The sequence below is a fragment of the Bacteroidetes bacterium endosymbiont of Geopemphigus sp. genome (assembly GCF_002904345.1).
Classification (GTDB): domain Bacteria; phylum Bacteroidota; class Bacteroidia; order Flavobacteriales; family Blattabacteriaceae; genus GSPS2-BC2016.
In genome coordinates, this window is the sequence record NZ_PEIH01000005.1 from 369359 (window position 1) to 393076 (window position 23718).

Genomic DNA, 23718 nt, shown 5'->3' on the forward strand with positions numbered 1-23718 from the left:
GTATATTTTTTATAAGAAGCGAGCGTCTAAGCAAGTTTTTCTCAACAAAACCTTTTACTTACCCTTGTAAATGGAAGGAAGGACAGTTGGTAATATACTGACACATATTCCGTATAAGAAATATCGTAAGAATTGTCAGAACACAAATGTAATCTTCATGAAAGGAAAAATATTTCAAAAGAAAAAATAATATATAAGACAGTTATAAATAAATACCTCCTGTCCTTCTCTATAAAAGAAATCATAAATCCTGCCGAGTGTATTTAACTTCATAAAGTTAAGATTTTAAAGTCTATGCCGAAATTATTTATTCACCTCTCTTTCCTAGTTAATTTTATAATAAGTAAAGATCTTAAATTTTTAAGTACCCTAAGCGTTTTAAGCGTGCCCTTCTCTGAATCGTAATCCAGGATATAGAAAGCCATACCTTCTTGATTTCTATCATTTAAAGTGGTAGTAGTGATGGTATTTCGAGAAGAATTCAGTTGAACTTTAGGCTCTTTAAATAGCATAATATGTTCAGAATCATGACTCTTCAGATCATAAACGGGAAATTTAAAAAACCAAGTTGATAATGATTCAGATCTGGGTTTCCGGGAAAGAAAAGGTAAAGATTTTTGTTATCACCCTCGAATTATACGGAATTCTTCTTCTTTAACTTCCTTACCGTCCCATCTTTCCCTGCGAGGATTTTAAATTTAATAACCTGAGGTTCTCTCCATACCCGCATATTCTTGGAGATCGTTTTTTCATTGCCGGTAAATTTCCAGCCGTGATAGAATTCCCTAATGTCATAAGGCTTTTTAAAAAATTGCAATTCTCGTCCTTCCCATTTAAGATCCATATGGGTATTGTCCTTTTTTACTATATTGATTTTTTCAGGACCTTTTCCTTCGGCGCCCTGTTTTACAAGAGCGCCCTTCTGGTCAATTTTATAAATAGCTTGATCTGATATAATAAAAGGATCTGTAGCGTCTTTATAATAATTTCTTACTGTTGTGTAAGAATTTTTCTGCTAGTCTGTAAATCTTGTGGATCACTCAATTTATTTATGTCCGTGCACTTCTAAAGCGGGAGATTTTATATCATCGTATTTATCATAGCAAGCTAAAAGCAATAAGAATAAGTAAAACAGGATATGTTTTACGTACACCTTATATAATTTTTATCAAAAAGCTAAGATACAAGTATTATATACTTTTATAGTAAATAAGATATTAATTAATATTTAATACATAAATCAGTCTTTAATTTTCTATATAAACCAAGCTTTTTTTCATGACTATCATCATATTAAGTTTTATCAAGTCTACTTGTTTGGTTTTTTCTTAGAAACTTCCGCTATTTTTATGGGAGAAAATAAATTTACCATATGCCTTTATCCGAGCAAGAGATCGTACGCAAAAATAAATTAGAGCAGCTTCAGGCGCTAGGCATAGAAAGCTATCCGGCAGCTGCTTATAATGTGAGCGCTTCCACCAGGGCGCTTATCGAAAATTATAAAGAAAATCAAAGCGTACGTATTGCGGGCCGTCTTATGCGAATACGGATGATGGGTAAAGCTTCTTTTGCCGAGCTTAAAGACCATAGCGGATCCATACAACTTTATATCACTCGTGACGATATTTCAGGAGATACTGAAAAAACAGCTTATAACGTACTTTTTAAAAAACTGCTGGATCTGGGGGATATCATTGGAGCGGAAGGATTTCTATTTAAAACCCGCGTGGGAGAGATCACCCTGCATGTTCAAAAACTTATCCTTTTAAGCAAGGCACTAAGGCCACTGCCTCAGGTAAAAATTGACGAGGAAGGTCAAACTTATGATGCGTTTTCTGATCCGGAACAACGCTATCGCATGCGCTATGTAGATCTTATCATCAATGAATCGACCAAAGAGGTATTTCTCAAGCGCAGTCGTATTGTACAATTGATTCGGGAATTTTTAAATAAATACGACTATATAGAAGTAGAAACCCCCATACTTCAGCCTATTGCAGGAGGGGCTAACGCGCGAGCTTTTAGCACTCATCACAATGCTCTGGATATTCCTTTGTATCTGCGCGTCGCCAATGAACTATACCTTAAGCGATTGATCGTAGGAGGGTTTCAGGGAGTGTATGAATTTGCTAAGGACTTTCGCAATGAAGGTATGGACCGAACCCACAATCCTGAATTTACTATACTTGAGTTATACGTGGCCTATAAAGACTACCACTGGATGATGGACTTTATAGAAGAACTACTGGAAAAACTTTGTCTTTCCCTACAGGGAAGTAGGGATATAAAAATAAATAATCAAACCTTATCCTTTAAAAAACCTTTTCCTCGCGTTCCGATTTATGAAGCCATCAAAATACATACAGGTTTTGATGTAAACTGTATGGATGAAAAAGCACTTAGGGGAATTTGTGAAAAATTGAATATAAAGGTAGATAAAATGATGGACAGGGGCAAGCTTATCGATGAAATTTTCAGCGAAAAATGTGAAAAAAACTATATACAACCCACTTTTATCACTGATCACCCGATTGAAATGAGCCCGCTAACTAAAAAACATCGTGAAAAGAAAGGATTGACCGAGCGCTTTGAACTCTTTATCAACGGTATAGAAATTGCTAACGCTTATTCAGAGCTTAACGATCCAATTGATCAATTGAAGCGCTTTAAAGAACAGTTAAAGCTGGCTGAAAAAGGAGATGACGAAGCTATGTATATCGATCATGATTTTGTACGCGCTCTAGAATTCGGCATGCCTCCTACTGCGGGTATTGGCATTGGCATAGATCGACTGGTCATGCTGCTTACAGGACAAACTTCTATTCAGGAAGTCTTGCTTTTTCCGCAAATGCGACCTGAAAAAAAGATTGAAAGAAAACAAAATATTTCTTAATAGTATTTTAGTTGAGCAAAAAACTTTCTGTTTATCGATCTCTTTCTGTACTCATGAAGTTTTATAACAGGAGATAAAATCCTTGCTTGACTTTTTGTGAATCCAGATTTTGATATTCAGTACCTAATAAGGAAAGGATCGTACCCATAATATATCGAAATATTTAATTTATGATGATCAAAATGATTTTGTAGATAGACTAGGCACATGGTCCTTTTTTTCCTACAAGGGGTGTGTGTGTGACCAGATCACCCTCATGATCCATAGTATGCTTGCCTTGTACTTGCACGGAAGCTATTCCTTCAAGGCGAATATAAGGGAAGAACCTTTTTGGGTAAATCTGCTCAAGAGTCTCAAGCTCTGATACCTCAAAAAGGGGCGCCGAAGTCGCCCTCTACACAGCAGGCGCCTTTACAAGAGGTAAGATTACAAAGAAATTCCCCTTCTAAAAGCTCATCAGAAATTAAACTTGCGCCGATCTGTATCATGGATTTATTTTCAATGTTCTTGTGCAAAGTGCACATTAGGCTGAAAATCCTCCAGGAATTTAGTAGTGTAATTACCTGATAAGAACTGCTTATCATGCATAAGTTGCCTATGAAAGGGTATGGTAGTCTGGATTCCTTCCACGACAAATTCATCCAAAGCACGACGCATTTTGAAAATCGCCTGATCACGGCTACGAGCCGTGGTAATTAACTTAGCGATCATCGAATCATAATAAGGAGGAATCACGTAACCGGCATAAGCATGTGTATCTATACGAATGCCCTGCCCACCGGGAGTGTGCATCTGTATAATTTTACCGGGTAACGGACGAAAACCATGATAAGAATCTTCAGCATTAATACGGCATTCTATGGAATGCCTTCTAGGATAGTAATTCTCTCCCGAGAGCTTCTCTCCAGCAGCGAGTAAAATTTGCTCTCTGATAAGATCGTAACCTGTAACCTCTTCAGTAATAGTATGTTCTACTTGTATTCGGGTATTCATCTCCATAAAATAGAAATTTCCTCTTTTATCCACGAGAAACTCTACAGTACCTACGCCTTCATATTCTATAAAAGAAGTAGCCTTGACCGCCGCTTCACCCATTTTTTTACGCAAAGCTTCCGTCATAAAAGGCGAAGGGGTCTCTTCTACCAGTTTTTGATGGCGACGCTGTATCGAGCAGTCTCGCTCGGATAGATGGCAGGCGTTGCCATATTGATCTCCGGCTACTTGTATCTCTATATGCCTAGGCTCTAGGATGAATTTTTCCATGTACATATCATCATTCCCAAAAGCGGATTTGGCCTCTTGTCTGGAGGTCTCCCAGGCTTTTTTAAGCTCTTCTTTACTCCAGATGGCTCGCATGCCTTTCCCCCCTCCTCCAGCGCTGGCTTTAAGCATGATGGGATAACCCACTTGTTTAGCCACCTCAAGAGCGCTCTCATAAGAAGAAAGGATACCTTCTGACCCGGGTATACAGGGCACATCGGCTTTTTTCATCGTTTCTTTAGCCGAAGACTTATCGCCCATTTGGTGGATTTGTTCTGAAGAAGCTCCTATGAACTTAATACCATGTTTGGCACACATAGAAGAGAAATAAGCATTTTCAGCTAAAAAACCATAACCTGGATGAATAGCATCTACGTTAGTAATTTCAGCTGCGGCAACGATATGTGGAATATTTAGATAAGAATCTCTGGGAGCAGGAGGTCCGATACATACAGCTTCATCAGCAAAGCGTACGTGCAGACTAAGTCGATCTGCCGTAGAGTAGACTGCAACGGTTTTTATTCCCATTTCACGCGCAGTTCTTATAATACGAAGAGCGATTTCACCACGATTGGCAATGAGTATTTTCTTAAACATTCGTATCTTTTTTCAACAATCAGAATTTTAAGAGGGATCCACTAAAAACAACAACTGATCATACTCTACAGGAGAAGCGTCTTCAACAAGAACCTTTACGATACGACCTGAAACTTCTGATTCTATCTCGTTGAAAAGTTTCATCGCCTCGATGACGCAAACAGTTTGCCCGGCCTCTACCCTATCTCCTAATTTTACGAAAACCTCTTTATCAGGAGCCGGACGTTCATAAAAAGTGCCGATCATGGGTGAACGTATGCTTAGAAACTCCTCATCCGGTAAACCCTCCCGATGAGATGTTGGCTCAGGATCGCAAGTAGATTTTGCAGAAACTGGCGGATCAAATACGGTCAAAGGCTCTTTCCTTTGATCATTTACCGAAGAAATAACATTCTTTATACGAATTCTAACGTCAGCTGATTGGTATTCAAATTCTTTTAGTTCCAACTTTGAGATCAACTGTATAAGAGCCTTGATGTCTTTTAAATCCATAGTATTTTTTTCTCTTAAAGAATACTCTTCTTAAATTCTTATGCTTCATAAATAAAAATTCTACCTAAAAAGGTAGAATTCTGGACAATCACAGGTTCAATATCTTAAGCCTCTTCCTTAGAATTTTTTTTCTCTAAAACTACTTTTCCTCTATAGTAGAGCTTATCTTCATACCAATGGGCGCGATGAGATAAATGAATTTGTCCTGTTGCAGGGCAAGTGGAAAGCTGAGGTAAAGTAGCTTTATAATGCGTTCTTCTTTTATCTCTTTTGGATTTTGATTGTCTTCTTTTAGGATGGGGCATAAGTCGTTTTTTTCTAATAAATGAGTTACAAAGATTTTATAAATAAGGAATTTTTTCCACACTATGTTTAGCGAGAATTTCAAGTACTTTAGAATGTGATTTACCATTTTGCACCTCTGGATGAATCCTTATTTTAGGGAGCGAAAGCATAAAGAGTTGATAAATATATTTAGCTACATTAACTCTAGCTTCCCCATAAGGAATCGTTAGGATCTGATCGTTTTGATCATTAAAAGATTCGCCGAACTTTACCAACAATTGCTCTTGCGAAGTTAGGGGATGTTCAAATTTATCCAAAGAATAATCACAAGTGAGCACAACGGTGCCTTTTTGTTCAAAGTTCAACAAAAGAAAATTTATATTTTTCTCTAGTTCAATATGTATATCCAGATCAGGCTGCTCAAATTGCTCATCAAATGTGAAGAGTTTAAAAAAATCTTCGTTGATTCGAAAATCAAAGAGATGATTACCGATACTTAATGTTCGGAAACAAATATCATATTTTTTTAATGTTTCCATTGAAAGAGCAAACCATATACATTCAAGATTGCAAATTTAAAACTTTTTTTGTATAAGATATCTATCCTCATAGAGAAAATGATCATATCAGAATTAATATATTTATTTTCAATTGTTTATACATTAACAAAGAGTTATTTTTGTTTATATTGTCTTATAAATCTACAAAATATCTGTCAAAAACTTTTATCTGAAAAAGTATGTTAGATCAATCTATCAGAACAAGTAAATACTAAATTATTTATCTTTTGTTGTTATAATTTGTAAATTATATTGAATCAATTTATGAAATGTAATTTATTGACATACTCTTCTCTAGAGTTATCAGATGCCTTTTCAAATGGAAGCAATTCATAAATTCATATTTTTTGTTAAATCCGCTCAGAAAAAAAATCAGAATGAATCTCGATATTTTTGAAATTCACCACTATTAACTTCCTTATTTATAGCGCTTTCTAAACCTATATTTGATACGCCCATAGATTTTTTTGGGATTCCGACGCTTATATTTTTAAACACTTATTGATTCGATCTTTTTAGTGTTTGATGTAATAAAAAGATGATCTAACAATAATTTTAATAAAAATCTTTCCATGTATATTCCCATCAACAAGCGTTTTTTACAGAATTTAAAGCAAACCGTCGATCCATTAAAGTAAGGGACAGGATAGTAAAGGGGATCTGAACACATCTGAATTACATATTCTAATTGATTATATTAGTAATATATATGAGAAAAGATTTTATTTTTTCTTATTCAATAATGGCACTGTCATTATTAATCGGATATTCAAGAAATAGTCAAGATTTAAAAATTACAAAAAAGAAACGAACGAATCTAAATAAAACAGAATCCTCAGCGGGATGGATTGATCAAAATGCACTCTCCTTCCCTCCCCATGTCAACTGGTTTATTCCAAAATATAACACTTACAAAGCTAAAATGGAATTATTTTGACCTGGCTAAAACTCAAATCCGGACAAATGATATAAAAAGATACAATATAGAAGTGTTTTTAGGTACCTGGTGCAAAGACAGTCAAAGAAAAGTGCCTCATTTTTTAAAAACGTTAAACGGACTAAATTATCCTAAGGAAAAACTCAAAATGTTTAGCGTAGTTAAGATAAACGGAAAACTTGATAACAGAGAATATAACAAAAGAATAAAAAATATCCAGAAAGTACCTACTTGTTTTTTTTACAAAGACCCATCCAGGAGATGGGACGTATCGTGGAATCACCCTACCCTTCTGGACTCGAAGGTGATATCGTATTGATCTTAGCTAGGAAAACATCATGTAAAATCCAATAAGTAAGGATAAATGAAAAAAATTCTGATCGTGGCCTTAGTTTTTATCGGGTATTTTTTTACGAGGTATATTATTTAAATCGAAAAAATCATACAGAAATCAGCACGAAAACCTTGCTTCCTAATATATAAGCATGCAAGCAAATTAGTAATAGCGGAAGGTCATTTTTCCCATATACACACTTATAAAAACAGTAAAAAATATTTTAGCGACTTCATAAAAGTCGACAAAAAAGCTTTATTGCTAATCAACACCAAAGCCATCGTATCTTACAATATGAAAAAGTTAAAAATACAAACTAACAGTGATAAAAAAATATAACTATTCAAGCAGTTCCCACTGCAAAGATACAAATCATACCTGATATTAAATATTATGACCTCTCAGATATCTCTTTTAATAAGCTTTTCTGGTGCTGATTAAAAAAGTCAAGCAAAAGGCTTTAGAAGAGATTAGAAAAGAAATAATACATTCAGGTCTGTTAGAAATAAGTCAGAGAACGCCTTTCGATAGAGCTCGGGAAGATTTACCTATTATCGAAAATCTATGGCTGGAAAATCATCGACAAAGTCGAAATATCTACACCTTTTGAATTGTAATTTTTTTTAACAAAAAAATTATTCATTTTATTATGAAGACTTATCTAAATCAAACATCTTTGCATTTATGAAAACGTACTCCGAAGATTCGATCTTTCAATGGATAAAAGAAGAAAAAGATCGACAGTTGCGCAGCATCGAGCTCATCGCCTCAGAAAATTTTGTTAGCTCTCATGTACTGAGAGCCATGGGATCTATATTAACCAACAAATACGCCGAGGGCTATCCCGGTAAACGTTATTATGGAGGGTGCGAAGTAGTAGATAAAATCGAACAAGCAGCTATAGATCGCGCGAAAAAACTTTTTGGAGCTGCCTACGCCAACGTACAGCCACACTCTGGATCTCAAGCCAATGCAGCAATATATATGGCCCGACTCAAAGCTGGCGATACTGTTCTTGGCTTTGATTTGGCCCATGGCGGACATCTCACTCATGGAGCTCAGGTGAGCTTTTCAGGAAGTTTCTACCGAGGGGTATTATATGGTCTTGACCAAAAGAGTGGATTGATCGATTATGATCGCATGCTGTATCTGGCAGAAAAAGAAAAGCCAAAATTGATCATCTGTGGCGCTTCCGCTTATTCAAGAGACATCGACTATAAAAAATTCAGAGAGGCGGCCGATCGCGCGGGGGCGCTCCTTATGGCAGATATCGCTCACCCTTCAGGACTAATAGCCAAAGGACTATTGAACCATCCCTTTCCCCATTGTCATGTAGTCACCACTACTACACATAAAACCCTACGAGGTCCCCGTGGGGGGTTAATCCTTACGGTTGAAGATTTTGAGAACTTCTGGGAAAGTACAAACCTTAAAGGACAACCCAAGAAGATTTCTCAATTAATAGATAGTGCTGTATTTCCGGGTCTACAGGGAGGGCCGCTTGAGCATATTATCGCGGCCAAAGCCGTTGCTTTTCAAGAAGCTTTGAGCGATGAGTACGCAAAATACGCAGAACAAGTCATCGTCAACGCCAAATCCCTTGCAAAAGCGTTAATGGATAAAGACTATCAGATCATCTCGGGAGGCACAGATAACCACTGCATGCTTATCGACTTAAGAAATAAAAAAATTACCGGTAAACAAGCTGAAGCTATTTTAACAAGAGTAGATATTACCTGTAACAAAAATATGGTTCCTTTTGATGATCAATCCCCTTTTATTACCTCAGGAATCCGACTCGGAACCGCCGCGGTCTCCACACGAGGATTAAAAGCCAAAGACATGGAAGCAATAGCTAGCTTTATCAACCAGGTAATTAACAATAAAAATGATGAAACAAAGCTCATTAAGATAAAAAATCAGGTAAATGCCATGATGCGAGATTATCCCATTTTTCGGATGTAAAGCAAAAAGCCAAAGATTACCTGGTCTTTTTTAAAATACTGAAGGAGCTTAGAACATTTTTATACGGTAGCTTAAACCGAGAGAAAAAGCATTAATATTTCGATTTAAATCTTTTATGGGCTCAGCATATTTAATCTGCTGGCCTCTGTAGAGGAGATATAACCTGAGACTATTGATATCTTTAAAAGGAAAGTATTCCACGCCAAAGAGATATCCATAGGATTTTCTGAAATTCTTATTCGATATGTTACTAGTAAGACAGTCTGCGGAATAGGCCGTTTCATACATTCCTTTTATAAAAGCATTCCAGTGGGGACTAAATTGATATTTTAGTTTCAGTATGTAAGAATTATAAAGAACATTGGTAGCGATTTTATCGCTATTTCCATCTAAGCCTTTATTTTTATCCAAAGCCTTGCGAAAGGCAACCGTGCCATATTGCTCACGATCTATATCTTCATCGCCATGAATATAATCTGCATCCACTATCAGGGGATGGAAATTAAACTGAGCACCTAGAGCTAATATTTTCCAGTATTTATTTTTAGCCTCTTGAAAAAGGGAGTAAGATGATCTTGCGTGAATTTTCTCATCCTCCCAAAGAGCACTCCAGTTAAAAGTATAGCCTAAAGGAGTTTTGGCCTCTTTTATACCCTGGGCCTCAAGTTTTTGCTTTTTTGTATTCTCATCCCCTACTTTATCATACATACTGGATAACCTATCGATCGAATTATTCAATACCTGGAATTGAAATTGATGTTTTTTAATAGGTCTGTAGGTAAAATTCACCCCTGTATAGAAAATGTCCACATTCTGAAAAATATCAGCATACTGATAGACTACCAAAGCGTTGTAATTAGATTCAATAGTTCCTATAGCCATCGCTTGTTTACCAGCTGTCAAAACGACTTTATCGTTAATCTTATACTCGATAAAAGCAAAATCAGTAGCTCTCGAGACCTTATCGGTGGAAGTGGCGCCGGGATCTGCGCTTTTATTCAGGCGTTGCCTGAAGCGATAAGAAACCTTATCATTTAGATTACCCATCATCTCCAAGCGAAGCTGATCAACAGAAAAATAATAGTCTTTCCATAAGTTTTTCTCAATGGGTATATAAAAATTCGTTCGAAAATTCACGAATATACCGAAATTGTCCATCTTCTTTTGAATGATTCTTAAACGCTCCGCCACAGATTTATCTTCATTAACAGGCGTTTGGGATTTCATAAAGAGTAAATGAGAGAGAACAAAGAAGCTAAGCAATTTTATTTTTTTCATGGACTTTATGAATTACAGAATTAATAAATGATAAAAATTTCCCCTAAATTATTAATATTTTTTAATATTTTTTTCGAATTTTATTTTGATTCTTCAGTTTCACCAAGAAAAAACGTTGATAAAATTCTTGCTTTCCGACGATCAATAGTTTGATCCGATGTTAAAATAATAAAATGTATCATCTGATCTTGAGTTAGCCGCATTGGTGTTTATTTTTGAAGGCCGTACTATTTGGAATACTTTGAGTTTGCGACTTTATTAAAAAGTTGAACATTTCTTTGTGTATATTACCACTATATGATTTTTTCAGTATCGCTGACATGATAAAACATTTTTATATAGGGAGACCGTTGTAAAAATGAAGTAAAAGGAATAAGAAACCAAAAAAATCCCCTGGACCCACCTATGCAAACCTAGGCCATTACATATTATTTATTAAATCATTTATTATCAATTGATTTATCGTTTTTGTTCATTAACAAGAGCGCATAATAATCCCAGGGGTGGGATATAAATTGTGAACTATAGTCTCCATTAGATGTTGGGAATGTACTCACACCAACCTTTTGTATCAGGTCTTTCCCGAAGCAAACCAGTGCTTCATACTCCCAGTTCGTTCTACTACCCAGCGTTTCTTTCTGGTAAATATATTGAATAAGATGCATATTCTACTTAGATGAGTTTATATTTTTTTCTCTCAGCCTTTTTTTGTTTCTGCTACCGTAGGGGTTCTCTTTTCTTTTCTTGGAGCTCCTTTTCTGTGCTTGAGGATTTTTCTTCTAGATCTTCTGTCTCTAAGAACTCATAGGGGGAATTACCTTCGGGACTCTAAAGGAACTCTGGGTAAGACTTGCGTCTATCATCACGCCTATTTATTACTATGACCCGATTGTTTTTTCTAATTGTTCATTGATTTTCTTGAACAGGCGCTCGTAAGATTTTTTCGATACGAGCTCATTGCGAAATGAGCATAAGGTAGTGTGGTCGGGTATCTGATCTTCTAATCGAAATCCACAAAAGTGTGTACAACTTATTGACTCTTTTACCATCTCTTCTGTCGCTGTGTCACTCAGCGTATACCAATGGCTCAGTAAGAGAATCTTAAATAAGGATAATCCGCTGTATGCCGGCTGACCTTTGAGTCCTACGCCTTTTTGGTAGTTTTTTCTTATTTCTTTTTCTATCCGACCCCAGTCGGATAACTTGTTTAGTTTCTCAAAAAAATTGACCTTTCCTCGTGTTGCGCTCCATATATAATTCTGTAAACTTATTTGTGCATTGCTATTGATCATTGACTGAGTTTTTGGGATAACATAACATAAATATATGTATCAATATATTGATATACAAATAATTAAATCATTTTCTTCGTGCAAGGTTCTCATAGGATATATAAAAAACCTAAATCCGACGCTTGAAAACTTTCTAAGACGGGAATATGGTTCTTTGCCACTTCCGGGGAAGGAATGATAATATGATTCATCTCTACAAGCGCGCTCCCCTGTTATAGGATTGAAACTGGGCAATCAACATCAGATTATCATAAGAGATGAGCGGCACATCAGCGCTTGTCCATAGCAACCGAAACTTCCGGTTTTTCAAGAGAAACTACACCAAAGGTCAGATTATTAACACCGATCTTAGCTGATTTATGACCTTTCCCTATAAATTCAGTTTACAGCCTTGCAGTAGCATCACCTATACTCGAGGTTATTATAAACGATTTTTTCAATTTTTATCTGAAAGACCGTATGTTGCTTAATACTAGGTGAATCATTGGATCAATTAAATTTTACATAATGATAGTATTAATTTTTATAATGATACACAGAACAGAAATATATAATTATATTTAAGTCATAATGATCTATAAATCAACTGAAAACTTATAATAAGTTAGCACGTAATAATTTGTATTTTTGCTCCTTAGCCTACAAAACTGTATTTTATCGTATCATGTCGGAAAAACCTGCTAAAATTTCTCCTAAAAAAAAGAATCCAAATCTGTTTAAAACAATTACGGGATTGCTATTTATCACCGGGGGCATTGTTTTGTTTTTGAGCTTTTGCTCCTTTTTTCTGCACTGGCAAGAAGATCAAAGTCAATTGAGAAGTTTTCTGGATAAGTCATCTCTCGCAAAAAATATATTTGGAAAAATAGGCGCTTTTTTAGGTGATTTTTTCATTTATAAAGGTCTGGGTCTAGGCGCTTTTGTGTTGCCTGTCTTATTTTTTCTAATCGGACTGCGCTTATGGAAAATATCTAGATTCTCTCTTAAAAAATTCTTTTTAAATACATTGTTTTTTTCTGTTTTCTTGCCCATGGTCTCAGGATTTATCCTCCCTGAAAAAACCGTACTGAGCGGCATACTTGGTTTTGAAGTAAATAGCTTCCTGAGCAGTCTTACAGGCGCACTAGGTCTTGGAATGTTGCTTTTTATTAGCCTGATGATCTATATAATCTTATTATTTAAGATAAGTCCAGAGCGATTTACACAATTACAAGACTTTTCTTTAGCAAAAGCTAAAACCCAGGATGTTTTAAAAACATCTAAGCCTCCTCAAATTTTAACGAGCGATAATGCAAGTCTATCTGAAAAAATGAATTTGAAAACAAAACCTAATAGCCCTGTGAAAATCTCTGAAGATGAAAAAGAGTCCGTAGAGATGATCGTCGGAAATCCTGAAAAAAAAGCTGATCCCGCAGAACAATTACAAAAGTATGAGCAGAGTCCTCTTTTGCAAAGAACCGGCGAGCGGGAAGATTTTACACCGCCCACTCTAGAATTGTTGAAACCATCAAAGGGTGCCTTGCAAGATATCGCTATCAATCAAAAAGAGCTTGAGGTGAACAAAGATAAAATCGTCGATACCCTTCGACATTACAAAATAGGTATCAAGAAAATTAAAGCCACTATAGGACCAAGCGTTACGCTTTATGAGATCATACCACAAGATGGTATACGCATTTCCAAAATCAAAGGGCTCGAAGATGATATAGCGTTAAACCTGGCAGCCCTGGGCATTCGAATCATCGCACCGATTCCAGGCCGGGGAACGATAGGAATAGAAGTGCCTAACAGCAATCCTGCTGTGGTGTTTATTCACTCGGTGCTTTCTTCTGAAAAGTTTCGATACAGCAAAATGGAACTGCCCATTGTTCTGGGGAAAACCATTTCAAATGAGACTTTTATGGCAGATTTAGCTAAAATGCCTCATTTACTTATGGCGGGAGCTACCGGACAAGGAAAATCCGTAGGTCTGAACGCTATTATCGTAGCGCTTCTTTATAAAAAGTCTCCAAAGGATTTAAAATTTGTAATGATTGATCCAAAAAAAGTAGAACTCTCTCTTTACAAAAAGATCGAACGTTATTACCTGGCTAAGGTACCCGATACTAAAGAGGCCATCATTACCGATACCTCTCAGGCTAAAGACGTGCTTAATTCACTGTGCAAAGAAATGGATCGTCGTTATGATTTGTTAAAGCAAGCTATGGTTCGCCATATAAAGGAATACAATGCTAAAGCTGGGCATATGCCTTATATCGTACTGATTGTAGATGAGTTTGCAGATCTGATCATGACCGCTGGCCGGGAAATAGAAATTTACATCGCGCGTCTGGCACAGCTAGCAAGAGCTGTAGGGATCCATCTGATCATTGCTACCCAACGGCCTTCGGTAAATGTAATTACAGGTTTGATCAAGGCCAATTTTCCAGCGCGCATAGCTTTCCGGGTTACCTCTAAGATCGATTCAAGAACCATTCTCGATGTATCGGGAGCTGAACAGCTCATAGGAAAGGGGGATATGCTTTTTTCCAATGGAAATGAATTAATCCGCTTACAATGTCCTTTCATCGAAACCCATGAGGTAGAAGAAATCGTCAACTTCTATGAAAGCAAAAAAATCGACGTTGAACAATGGAAACTGCCTAAACCTGATCAGCAAGAATCCAAAGGAGACCTTCCGATAAGCTCCTTTGGAGAACGCGATCCGCTTTTTGGTGAAGCAGCGCGCCTGGTGGTCAGCACCCAACAAGGTTCTACCTCTTTGCTTCAGCGCAAACTCTCGGTAGGCTATTCCCGAGCGGCTAAAATCGTCGACCAACTCGAAGAAAACGGTATACTAGGGCCTTTTGAAGGAAGCAAGGCGAGACAAGTGTTGCTCTCGGATATAGAAAGCTTACAATCGCCTCATGAAAAAAAATAAAATTGCTTATGAAAGGAAACAGTAACATAATAAAATGCTATGCTGTATTGATTTTATACCTTATCGGGCCGGAGATTTCCATGGGACAAAATTCTAAAAACCAAGCGGAAAAAATTTTAAATAAGGCATACGAAAAAATTAAAAACGTACCTACCCTTTATATGCGCTTTACTTATCAGCGTAAAAATAAAAAGGGTGAGCTTTTAAATTCTGAAAGTGGAAAAGTATACGCAGCAGGTAATCGATACCGGCTTTCTCTGATGGAAATCATACAAATAGGGGATGGGAAAAAAATTTACACCATATCAAGTAAAGACAAAGAAGTGACGATATCAAGCGCTGAGGGTATTGAAAATATTCTCTCTCCAGTTCAAATGCTTTCAAATTATATACAAATGTTCAATATTGAAAAAAGCATTCAATATAAAAAAGGCTCGAGAAAAATATTGCTTTTTTTAAAGCTTACACCCAAAAAAGAAAGCCCTGTAAAAGAATTGCTCATCGGCTTGGATCCTGAAAATAATGATCTTAAGGAAATTCACGAATTAGAAAACGATAATTATACTACCAGTATTCTTATTAATGAATACCTGCCAGGAATTATCGTATCAAAAACTTTTTTAAAATTTGAAGAAGAAGATTATCCTGATTATGTAATCACTGATATAGACTAATGCTCAAGAAAATCGATCGTTATATCCTGCGGCTATTTGCCGGGCCCTTTCTGGTGATTTTTAGTGTGCTGTTTTTTATATTTATCATCCAGTTTCTCTGGAGCAAGCTGAATGATTTTACAGGTAAAGGCCTGGAAATTTTTACCATCGTCAAACTTATCTTTTACTTCGGTCTATCCTTAGTACCTCTTGTGATGCCGATTGCTATGCTTTTAACTTCCATCATAACCTATGGAACACTAGGTGAGCACTACGAGCTGGCAGCTATGAAATCCACAGGTATATCACTATGGCGCATGATGCGAGCGCTTTTTGTAATAAGCATATTCATGGCAACAATCTTGTTTCTATTTTCAGACTATGTAGTACCAGCTGCGCAACGAAAGGCAAAAAATATCGCTTATAATATCTCCGTAGCTGAGCCGGCAGTAAATATTACAGCAGGAAATTTTATAGATATGATTCCGAATATAGTGATGAGAATTGACAAAAAAACAGGTAAAAACCAAGATCTCCTCGAGGGAGTATTTATCCGTCAGTATAAAAAGTCTTCCGGAGAAGGAAATACCATTTTAGCTGAAAAAGGCCGCCTGATCTCCGGAAAAGATGCACGATATTTAGAAATGCATCTTATCAATGGCGTACTTTATTCAGAGAAAAAAAATAATGATCAAAACATCTATGCCTCTGAGAATACTTATCAAATCATTGAATTTGAAACTCTTATAGAGCATTTGGACATTTCTAAACTAGCTAATCAGAACCTTGAGGAGGAGAATTTTAAAGATAACTATAGCATGTTAAATGCACAAAAACTCACGGAAAGAATTAAAACGATCAAAGCTGATGATCATAAGTTTTATGAAGAGCTATCAAAACAAAGCTACCCTGTAAAAGAAAATACTTCCGAACGTTTAGCATTTTCTAGGAAGTCTTCTGCAGATTACGAAAATTTAAGTCCTAAGAAAAAAAAAGAAGTCCTTCAAAAAACGCAAGAGCAATTGTATAATTTCTCCACAATCATCAAAGTTCAAAAAGAAGCGATAAAAGAGCGTTTTGAATATCTAGCGAAACATGAGCTTGAACTTCAAAAGAAATTTTCCTTTCCGGTAAGTTGTATATTAATGTTCCTTATCGGAGCTCCTTTGGGAGCTATCATCCGAAAAGGAGGCATGGGTATGCCTGTACTGATGGCTTTGATTATATTTATAGTATATTTTACACTATTAACCATAAGTCAAAATCTTAGTGAAAAAGGACAACTCTCTATCTGGCTCGGCGCATGGTTATCCAACCTGATTATGTTTCCAACAGGTCTTTGGTTAACACGAAAAGCCATGATGGACGCACCCATAATGAATCTGGATCACTACGGTTTCTGTATAAAAAGACTTCAAAAGAAATACAAACTTAAAAAATGAGTAGACTAAGTAACGTTGAAGAAGCCATAGAAGAAATCCGCTCCGGAAAACCTCTGATAGTAGTTGACGATGAAAACAGGGAGAATGAGGGAGATTTCGTGATGGCCGCTGAGAAGGTAACCCCCGAGGTTTTAAATTTTGTCATCACACATGGTCGTGGGCTGGTATGCGCTCCTCTTACAGAAGAACGCTGCGATGAACTAAAACTCGATATGATGGTTAAAGAGAACACCGATCCAAAAAAAACCGCTTTTACTATATCTGTAGATCTTCATGGAGAAGGTGTTAGCACAGGAATCTCAGTCTATGATCGATCAAAAACATTGCAAGCGCTGGTAGGTAAAAACATAAAGGCCCGGAATTTTAACAGTCCTGGACATATCTTCCCCTTGAAAGCAAAAAAAGGAGGGGTGCTTGCGCGTGCAGGTCATACCGAAGCAGCTGTAGATCTTGCGAAAATGGCAGGATGTCAACCCGGAGCTATGGTAGTGGAAATTCTTAATGAAGATGGCTCAATGGCACGAATGCCTGATTTAATTAAGATAGCTCAGCGCTTTGATCTAAAAATTCTTTCCATAGAAGATCTCATTTACTACAGAAGAAATTTCAAAGCGGACAAGCCAAAAAAAATATTAAAAGAAATGCCGTGATTCCTTTCAATTAAATACAAAGTAATTACGTATTCCTTATTTAACTTTTTGCTGGATTTTACTGGTAGAGTCTCTTTATTACTATGAGAGGTATTTGTATCATGCTTTTTATTGCATTTGCATTCACCTTCTCCACACATTTTCCCTCTGTAATCTTAGTGTTTGCTGACGTCTCTTTTTTTACTGATGCACAAGTATGATCTCCCATTTTCGATCCACACTTTCCAGTGCTGCAATTCATTTCCAAATGCTTGCCTGAATTAAACATAAAATCACTCTTCTGAAGTAAATGATCTTTCAAATGAGCGACAGATCCTAAGTTTTACAACAAATAAAGAGGAAGCTCCGGGGGGCGACAGGCGCAAAGGCAAGAGAGCCTAACAGCAAAGCTCCTGAGAGTTTAGACAGGGCTCTATAGTCTTTATCCATAATTATTACTTATTTATAAATGAATACCGAAAACGGATATAATAATTTATTGGATTTGAAGTGTTTTTTTTATTCTGGTTTAGGTATTTAATTTTTTTATAGATTTGAGAAGAAATTTATAAAATATTCCTTAGTTTTTACTTTAAACAATGAATTCTTTAGAACATAGACCTTGGGCTCAGGCGTGAGGTCATCGATAAAATAAAAGATCGTGAAAATCAGCGTGCTGCTTTTATAGAATTAGCGCCGGAAAATTGGATGGAAATCGGAGCGTTCTGGAGAAAAAAACTTGAAGAGATCGCGGAGAAATACGTGATCTACAGACACGAACTTTCTCTTTCTGTCGGAAGTCCTGATGGTCTTGATCTCGATTTTATAAAAAGAATAAAATATTTTCTCGATGAATTTAATATCGACATCTATTCAGAGCATCTTAGCTATAGCAAAACTGAAAACGCAAATCTTTATGATTTGCTTCCTGTTCCTTTTCGTAAAGATGTTATAAAAATATATCGTAGAGCGTATAAAAATTGTACAGGATATATTAAATTGACCTTTAATCTTAAAAATATTTCTTATTACACTCTCATAGCTTCAGAAATAAAGGAGCTTGATTTTTTACAAATGAAATCATTAATAAGTCAGGATGTAAGGCTCGATACCAATAATGTATATATAAATATTTTTAATCATCAGTATGAGGATAAAGAATTTTTGTTGAAAATGCCACTTAAACAAGTGCGCTATGTCGATATGGACGGGCATGAAAAAATATCGAAAGAGATTGTTATTGATCTCCATGGGTAAACCATCATTCCAGATGTATATGAGTTATTTGAGCGAACGATATAAAAAATAGATCCTTGTTCCTGTGCTTTTGGCAAGCAACTTTAATTTCATAAACTCTCAAGAACTCGAAGATGAAATGTTGCATCTCGAACTATATCTCAAACCCTATTGGACACGCTCTTATGCTTTAAACCTGAGACACGAGAGCTACAAAATAGTTTAAGCAATATATTTATCTAGCCGAGGAGATACAAGTTCAACGCTTAAGAGTCACTGCAATGAAAATCTTCCATACTACAGAGAGCTAGTGTTGAATGTTGTGCAGAGGATACTCTGAACAGACTCACCATGTTAGTAAGCAAAGCCTTAAAGAGGAAAAATGGAATGAACTTATCGAATTTATTCGCAGAACACAAATGCCGTACAAATCAGCTCTGGAAGCTCCCTAAAGAATTTATCGAGTACATAAAAGACTGCTCTGGCATAAAAAGTGGAAGTACCTCACTTTATTGATCTTCTAATATTAGAATGGGCAGAAATAGAAGTATTTATGATGCCAAATCATAAAGTTGAATTTTCTCTTCTGGTCAACTGGAAAGAAAACGTTTTAGTTCTAAATCCTTATTTACAAATATTTCATTTGGAATACCCTGTACATCTGCTTAAAAAATAGACCTCCTAAGGCCAGAATTTCATATATTCTATAATAAGGATTTTAAAGTTTACTATCTGGAAATATCTATCTTAAGTAAAACTCTTTTAGAGCATCTAAAAGAAAAAAGTCACATGTTAGATAGCTATAAGAAAGGATTATCATAACTTTTTAGTTTCTTATACTTTTTAAAAACTCGGATTGTATAGCTCTCCGAGCTATGTCATCCCTATATGACTCTAAGTAAGAGATTGTGAATCTTGGTTTTTTATTGTCTACCACCAATCGAAATCCTTTTTAGACATCATCATATCTAGAATACAAAGATCATCTTCATTTTTATTAAAATAATTTATGCCTTGCTCACCCGTCTACTTCGTGCGTTACGTTAAAACCATTTATGACCAAATAGTCTTTCAAAACACTTCCAAAACTAGGGTAGTCTTCAGCGAGAAATATTTATTATTATGGGTAATAATTTATTATTTAATGTAATTTTTATAGGAAATTTACTTCCTTTTTCTTTTATTCTATCCATAACGGGAAAATAGTTGTAAAAATGTATAATTTTTTAACATAAGAAAGTCCTAATCCATGACCTTTTACGTTGTGTAAATTCCCCCCTTCAGCTCTGAAAAATCGTTCGAATATCTTTTTTTGTACTTTTCTAGTCATTCCTAAATGTTTAGAACCGTATTTTCAATGTGTACGGAATCTGCATATATCAGTGAAGATTAAGCCTCGTAATTTTCGTAATAAAACCCTGACGTGCTTGTACCATAAGACAACTTCTACAGATTTCCTCACCAGCTGATTTAAGTCGATAGGCTGAAAATGAATTTGACTTAATTATTCTCGGGCTTTGACATTTTAAGCACTAATTCCACCTGATCGTTCATTCGCATATTTTTCATTTTTGATCAATCGTGAATAATAGGTCACACGCTCAAGATCCTTGTCGACAATGGGATTTTCTAAAGCCTTAGTGGCCAGATTTATAGTGGTGATAGGTGTTTTAAATTCATGAGTCATATTGTTGATAAAGTCATTTTTGACCTCGGAAATCTTTAATCTTTGAATTTGTTGCGATAAAAATCTACCTCTATTTCACGGAGTTTCTCACACAACCTCGACAAGTGCATTAGATAAATTTCTGAAAAAAAACTTTCCTTACTGGTTTTTAAATCCTTGTCAAGAAAATAAAATTATATGATGTTGATTCCAACATACAGCCAGATACTTTATAAAACTCTTTCTCATAAGGAGCAGGAAGTGTTTTCACAGAAAAAAACTGTTATTGATCAAATTTAATATTTTAATGTGGGTTACTTTAACTCTCTCACACAATATTTCTAAGCCATCATTATTTTCAATGATTATATCCGATCGGCTGTAACGTTCTTGATCAGACCATTGATAATTTAAACGATTTAATACCTCTACCCTACTTAAATGAGATCTCTGCATAATACGTTGGATTCTTAATTCAGGAAAAGCCATCACTGATATCACCCAATGGCACTGCGTATAAGAACCACTCTCAAACAATATAGCCGCTTCTTTAAGGCAGTAAGGTCCTTTTTGGAAAATCACCCAGGATTTAAAATCAGAATCTACCACGGGATGAACCAGACTATTGAGCTTTTTTAAAGCAGACGTATCACTAAATGCCCTCTTTGCTAGAAAGGGAGTATTGAGCTGATTGTCTTTATAAGATTGTTTTCCAAAATGATGAACAAGAGCAGATCGAAGCGATTGATTTTCTTGCATAAGTCGGCGAGCCTGAGCATCGGCATTATAAACAGAGATTTGTAACTCAGTAAAGAAGCTAGCAGCGGTTGATTTCCCCGCGCCCATCCCTCCGGTAAGGCCAATAATAAACACCTCTGTTATTTTACCATAATGACCCCCAGTCTATCGGGAATAATGATAATGTCCTTTAGATAGTAGGGAGCTTTTATCAATTTTAAAGGGAACATATTGACTTCATCTTGCGATTGGCTCAGATCGCAATCCACTAAAATCAGAAGGAAGGATTTTCTTATACTTATCATAATCCATTTTAAAAGAAATTTTTACGTTATCCGGAAAGAGTTGAACTCTACTTGCAAGAAAGGTATTCAGCACTTTTACAGGTACTTTTATGGTATCTTTAGTATAGCGTTCTATTTCTACATTTAATTTGAGTTTTAAAACATCTGATTTGACATGCCGAGGAAGTTTTAGTTTTAAATATTTATGAAAACTGGCATGGATCGAATCGCTTATCCACTTTTCTGTATTTATAAATTGTATAGCATCCAAAATATTACTTGGTCCTGTGATATTTATTTGCTGATGATCCATGGATAATTTTTCTCCTTAAATCCATCACGGAAATTGATCTGGATATCAGATCGAATAGACACTATTTTAGAGGCCAGATTAGCCACAACAGGTAATTTAACTTATTAGGAGATATGCTAACAATTTGGGAATCGCCTATCTTTTCATTGATAGCAATGAGTTGTTCATTAGGCAGTCAATAATACCCTTGCGGGTCACAATGAATCGCCTTTGATAAGTCAATAGATATAGAGTTATAAAATTTATTCATCAAAAGCGAATATCCACTGCCTTGTTGCTGTATAGATAATCTATGCCTGGGAGGTTCGTAAAAAATCTTATCAAAAGGCAACTTATAATCCACCTTGTAGGAAATGACTTCGGTATATTTATTAGAAAGTTTTATAGAAAACCAGAAGGAAAAAGATAAAAACAAACAGATCAAAAATATTTCTATAGAAGATTTGCTATAAAATTGTTTTCTCTTAGGTATTGGATGTTGTATCTTTTGCCTCTTTTTTGGTCGTAACTACTTCTTTAGAATAACGTAAATGACTGATTTCTCTGGAAATAGCGCTGCGCTCAAATTTGATTTTTCCAGCCAAAGTTTCTATTACGCACGATTCATCGGTAATCTCGAGAATTTTTCCGTGTATTCCTCCATTGGTTACCACTCGATCACCTTTTTTAAGATCAGCCTGGAATTTTTTCTCGGACTTTTGCCTGCGCATTTGTGGACGAATCATGAAAAAATAAAAAACCACGAACATCAAAGCAAACATCCATAATGTGCTTCCTAATGGGTTCTGCTGGGTTTGTAAAAGAATCATCGGATATATAATTTAGTATAAATAGTTTTTTTATTTAAAAAATTTTAAAAGGAAATTTTTTATAGTTTATTATATAGCTATAAATAATGGCTATAAATATAAGCGCATCTTAGTGAATATTTAAAGCAATCCTCGCCCGGATTTATGTATTTTGTTTTGGTTCGTTAAGTTTTTGAATAACTGATCGAGGATGCCGTTAATAAAAGTTTTACTTTTTTCCGTAGAGTAGATCTTAGTGATTTCTATATATTCATTCATCGTAGCGCGAGGTGGAATGCTTGGAAAATACAAGAACTCACACATGGACATTTGTAAAATAATCAAATCGAGAAATGCAATGCGCTTAAGCTCCCAATGGTTGGAAGTCTGACTGATCAGTATATTAAATTCATCTTTATAAAGATAAGTTTTACGAAAGAGCTGTTGTACGAAATTTTTATCCTCGGCATCGCGATAAACCTCATAAAGTCGAAAATCATTGGAGGTATCGCTTTTTATAAATTTTAAAGTGTTGTAAACCATTACATTAGCAGTAGAAAGATCATCCGACCAGGTTATGTAGCCATCCCCAAGACACTCGTAAAGTTTTTCATGATCAGCGAAGCATTCTTCGTAATAATGTAAAATAAAATTTTTATCTTCTTCAAAAGAGTCTTCTTTTGAAGAGCAATAGTTTCTGTAAAGCGAAAGCTCTTGAAGTTGTCTGAAAAAAATTGAGAGATACTCTTCATGATTTTTCCAATTGAGCTGTTGATTTTCCGCGATATATTCGCGAAGTTGCGGATTTCTTGAAACAAGAGCCAATAATCTATTATATGCGAATTTTTTGTTCGGATGAAGATCTTCATAGGTGGGAAGAATTTTTTTCTTTAAGATCTGGAGCTTATTCAGGAATTTCTCCTGCAATCCTAAAAGCATTGCAAGCAAACAAACATAGAGATCAAAGATTTTATCGATACTATGCAACATATTGTGCTCTACCTTTCTGGGATCTTCACCCGATAGGTGTTGAGCATATAAAAACTGCATAGCCCTAGCTCTTAAATAACGTCTTCCCAGCATTTTCAAAGATCTGTTTCCTTTTCCGAGAAACAAAGGTAATGAATAAATCAGGCTAAATAAAAGTTCATACATT

24 protein-coding genes are annotated in these 23718 nt (G+C 35.7%); 10 read left to right on the plus strand and 14 right to left on the minus strand.

What is annotated here, in order from left to right; translation table 11 throughout:
• Positions 1–311: 311 nt before the first annotated feature.
• Both CS842_RS03000 and CS842_RS03005 read right to left on the minus strand, forming a co-directional pair.
• Positions 312–512 (minus strand): hypothetical protein, encoded by a 201-nt coding sequence (locus CS842_RS03000; protein WP_103327411.1) that lies wholly within the window; start codon positions 510–512, stop codon positions 312–314.
• A 122-nt stretch (positions 513–634) separates the two neighbouring features.
• Complete coding sequence (locus tag CS842_RS03005; protein WP_103327412.1) at positions 635–844, minus strand: hypothetical protein; 210 nt, start codon at positions 842–844, stop codon at positions 635–637.
• Positions 845–1372: 528 nt separating this feature from the next.
• On the opposite strand from CS842_RS03005, the gene lysS reads away from it, so the two are divergent.
• On the plus strand, positions 1373–2893 hold the full coding sequence (lysS, locus tag CS842_RS03010) for a lysine--tRNA ligase (RefSeq protein ID WP_103327413.1): 1521 nt from the start codon (positions 1373–1375) through the stop codon (positions 2891–2893).
• Positions 2894–3261: 368 nt separating this feature from the next.
• Here lysS and CS842_RS07145 read toward each other — a convergent pair whose 3' ends face one another.
• From CS842_RS07145 to CS842_RS03035, 5 genes are all read right to left on the minus strand, one after another.
• Positions 3262–3381: a DUF3109 family protein gene (locus CS842_RS07145; protein ID WP_241518425.1), complete on the minus strand. Its 120-nt coding sequence runs from the start codon at positions 3379–3381 to the stop codon at positions 3262–3264.
• 10 nt (positions 3382–3391) lie between these two features.
• On the minus strand, positions 3392–4750 hold the full coding sequence (accC, locus tag CS842_RS03020) for an acetyl-CoA carboxylase biotin carboxylase subunit (protein WP_103327414.1): 1359 nt from the start codon (positions 4748–4750) through the stop codon (positions 3392–3394).
• A 27-nt stretch (positions 4751–4777) separates the two neighbouring features.
• Positions 4778–5242: an acetyl-CoA carboxylase biotin carboxyl carrier protein gene (accB, locus tag CS842_RS03025; RefSeq protein WP_103327415.1), complete on the minus strand. Its 465-nt coding sequence runs from the start codon at positions 5240–5242 to the stop codon at positions 4778–4780.
• Between the two features lie 104 nt (positions 5243–5346).
• On the minus strand, positions 5347–5547 hold the full coding sequence (gene rpmF / locus CS842_RS03030) for a 50S ribosomal protein L32 (RefSeq protein WP_103327416.1): 201 nt from the start codon (positions 5545–5547) through the stop codon (positions 5347–5349).
• Between the two features lie 36 nt (positions 5548–5583).
• Positions 5584–6066: a YceD family protein gene (locus tag CS842_RS03035; protein ID WP_103327417.1), complete on the minus strand. Its 483-nt coding sequence runs from the start codon at positions 6064–6066 to the stop codon at positions 5584–5586.
• A gap of 730 nt (positions 6067–6796) precedes the next feature.
• Here CS842_RS03035 and CS842_RS06510 point away from each other — a divergent pair.
• The 4 genes from CS842_RS06510 (at position 6797) to glyA (ending at position 9323) form a co-directional block, all read left to right on the plus strand.
• Positions 6797–7024, plus strand: a complete 228-nt coding sequence (locus CS842_RS06510; protein ID WP_146037440.1) for a hypothetical protein — start codon at positions 6797–6799, stop codon at positions 7022–7024.
• Between the two features lie 475 nt (positions 7025–7499).
• On the plus strand, positions 7500–7697 hold the full coding sequence (locus CS842_RS08135; protein ID WP_488192425.1) for a DUF4230 domain-containing protein: 198 nt from the start codon (positions 7500–7502) through the stop codon (positions 7695–7697).
• A gap of 91 nt (positions 7698–7788) precedes the next feature.
• Positions 7789–7968: a hypothetical protein gene (locus CS842_RS03045; protein WP_103327419.1), complete on the plus strand. Its 180-nt coding sequence runs from the start codon at positions 7789–7791 to the stop codon at positions 7966–7968.
• Positions 7969–8042: 74 nt separating this feature from the next.
• Positions 8043–9323: a serine hydroxymethyltransferase gene (gene glyA, locus CS842_RS03050; RefSeq protein ID WP_103327420.1), complete on the plus strand. Its 1281-nt coding sequence runs from the start codon at positions 8043–8045 to the stop codon at positions 9321–9323.
• A gap of 48 nt (positions 9324–9371) precedes the next feature.
• Here the strand turns inward: glyA and CS842_RS03055 are convergent, their stop codons facing one another.
• On the minus strand, positions 9372–10601 hold the full coding sequence (locus CS842_RS03055; RefSeq protein WP_103327421.1) for a porin: 1230 nt from the start codon (positions 10599–10601) through the stop codon (positions 9372–9374).
• A gap of 878 nt (positions 10602–11479) precedes the next feature.
• Positions 11480–11893: a transposase gene (locus tag CS842_RS03065; protein ID WP_103327423.1), complete on the minus strand. Its 414-nt coding sequence runs from the start codon at positions 11891–11893 to the stop codon at positions 11480–11482.
• A gap of 664 nt (positions 11894–12557) precedes the next feature.
• Between CS842_RS03065 and CS842_RS03070 the strand changes: the two genes are divergently transcribed.
• From CS842_RS03070 to CS842_RS03095, 5 genes are all read left to right on the plus strand, one after another.
• A complete protein-coding gene (locus tag CS842_RS03070) occupies positions 12558–14813 on the plus strand; it encodes a DNA translocase FtsK (RefSeq protein ID WP_103327424.1) in 2256 nt (751 codons plus the stop codon).
• Between the two features lie 8 nt (positions 14814–14821).
• Positions 14822–15487: an outer membrane lipoprotein periplasmic chaperone LolA1 gene (gene lolA1, locus CS842_RS03075; protein WP_146037441.1), complete on the plus strand. Its 666-nt coding sequence runs from the start codon at positions 14822–14824 to the stop codon at positions 15485–15487.
• Positions 15487–16908, plus strand: a complete 1422-nt coding sequence (locus tag CS842_RS03080) for an LptF/LptG family permease (RefSeq protein ID WP_103327426.1) — start codon at positions 15487–15489, stop codon at positions 16906–16908. The genes lolA1 and CS842_RS03080 overlap by 1 nt, the downstream gene beginning before the upstream one ends.
• Positions 16905–17558 carry a 3,4-dihydroxy-2-butanone-4-phosphate synthase gene (ribB, locus tag CS842_RS03085; RefSeq protein ID WP_103327427.1) on the plus strand — a complete coding sequence of 218 codons (654 nt, stop codon included), beginning with the start codon at positions 16905–16907 and terminating at the stop codon, positions 17556–17558. Before CS842_RS03080 ends, ribB begins: the two co-directional genes overlap by 4 nt.
• A 594-nt stretch (positions 17559–18152) precedes the next feature.
• Positions 18153–18794 (plus strand): multinuclear nonheme iron-dependent oxidase, encoded by a 642-nt coding sequence (locus tag CS842_RS03095; protein ID WP_103327429.1) that lies wholly within the window; start codon positions 18153–18155, stop codon positions 18792–18794.
• A 1504-nt stretch (positions 18795–20298) separates the two neighbouring features.
• On the opposite strand, the gene CS842_RS03105 is transcribed toward CS842_RS03095, so the two are convergent.
• The 5 genes from CS842_RS03105 to nusB form a co-directional block, all read right to left on the minus strand.
• Positions 20299–20460 carry a hypothetical protein gene (locus tag CS842_RS03105; protein WP_103327431.1) on the minus strand — a complete coding sequence of 54 codons (162 nt, stop codon included), beginning with the start codon at positions 20458–20460 and terminating at the stop codon, positions 20299–20301.
• 246 nt (positions 20461–20706) lie between these two features.
• Entirely contained in the window at positions 20707–21312 is a 606-nt protein-coding gene (coaE, locus tag CS842_RS03110; protein WP_103327432.1) for a dephospho-CoA kinase, read from the minus strand.
• Positions 21313–21414: 102 nt separating this feature from the next.
• Positions 21415–21774 (minus strand): YbbR-like domain-containing protein, encoded by a 360-nt coding sequence (locus CS842_RS03115; RefSeq protein ID WP_103327433.1) that lies wholly within the window; start codon positions 21772–21774, stop codon positions 21415–21417.
• A gap of 464 nt (positions 21775–22238) precedes the next feature.
• Positions 22239–22583, minus strand: a complete 345-nt coding sequence (gene yajC / locus CS842_RS03120; protein ID WP_103327434.1) for a preprotein translocase subunit YajC — start codon at positions 22581–22583, stop codon at positions 22239–22241.
• A 120-nt stretch (positions 22584–22703) separates the two neighbouring features.
• Positions 22704–23717, minus strand: a complete 1014-nt coding sequence (gene nusB, locus CS842_RS03125) for a transcription antitermination factor NusB (RefSeq protein WP_241518426.1) — start codon at positions 23715–23717, stop codon at positions 22704–22706.
• Position 23718: the final 1 nt, after the last annotated feature.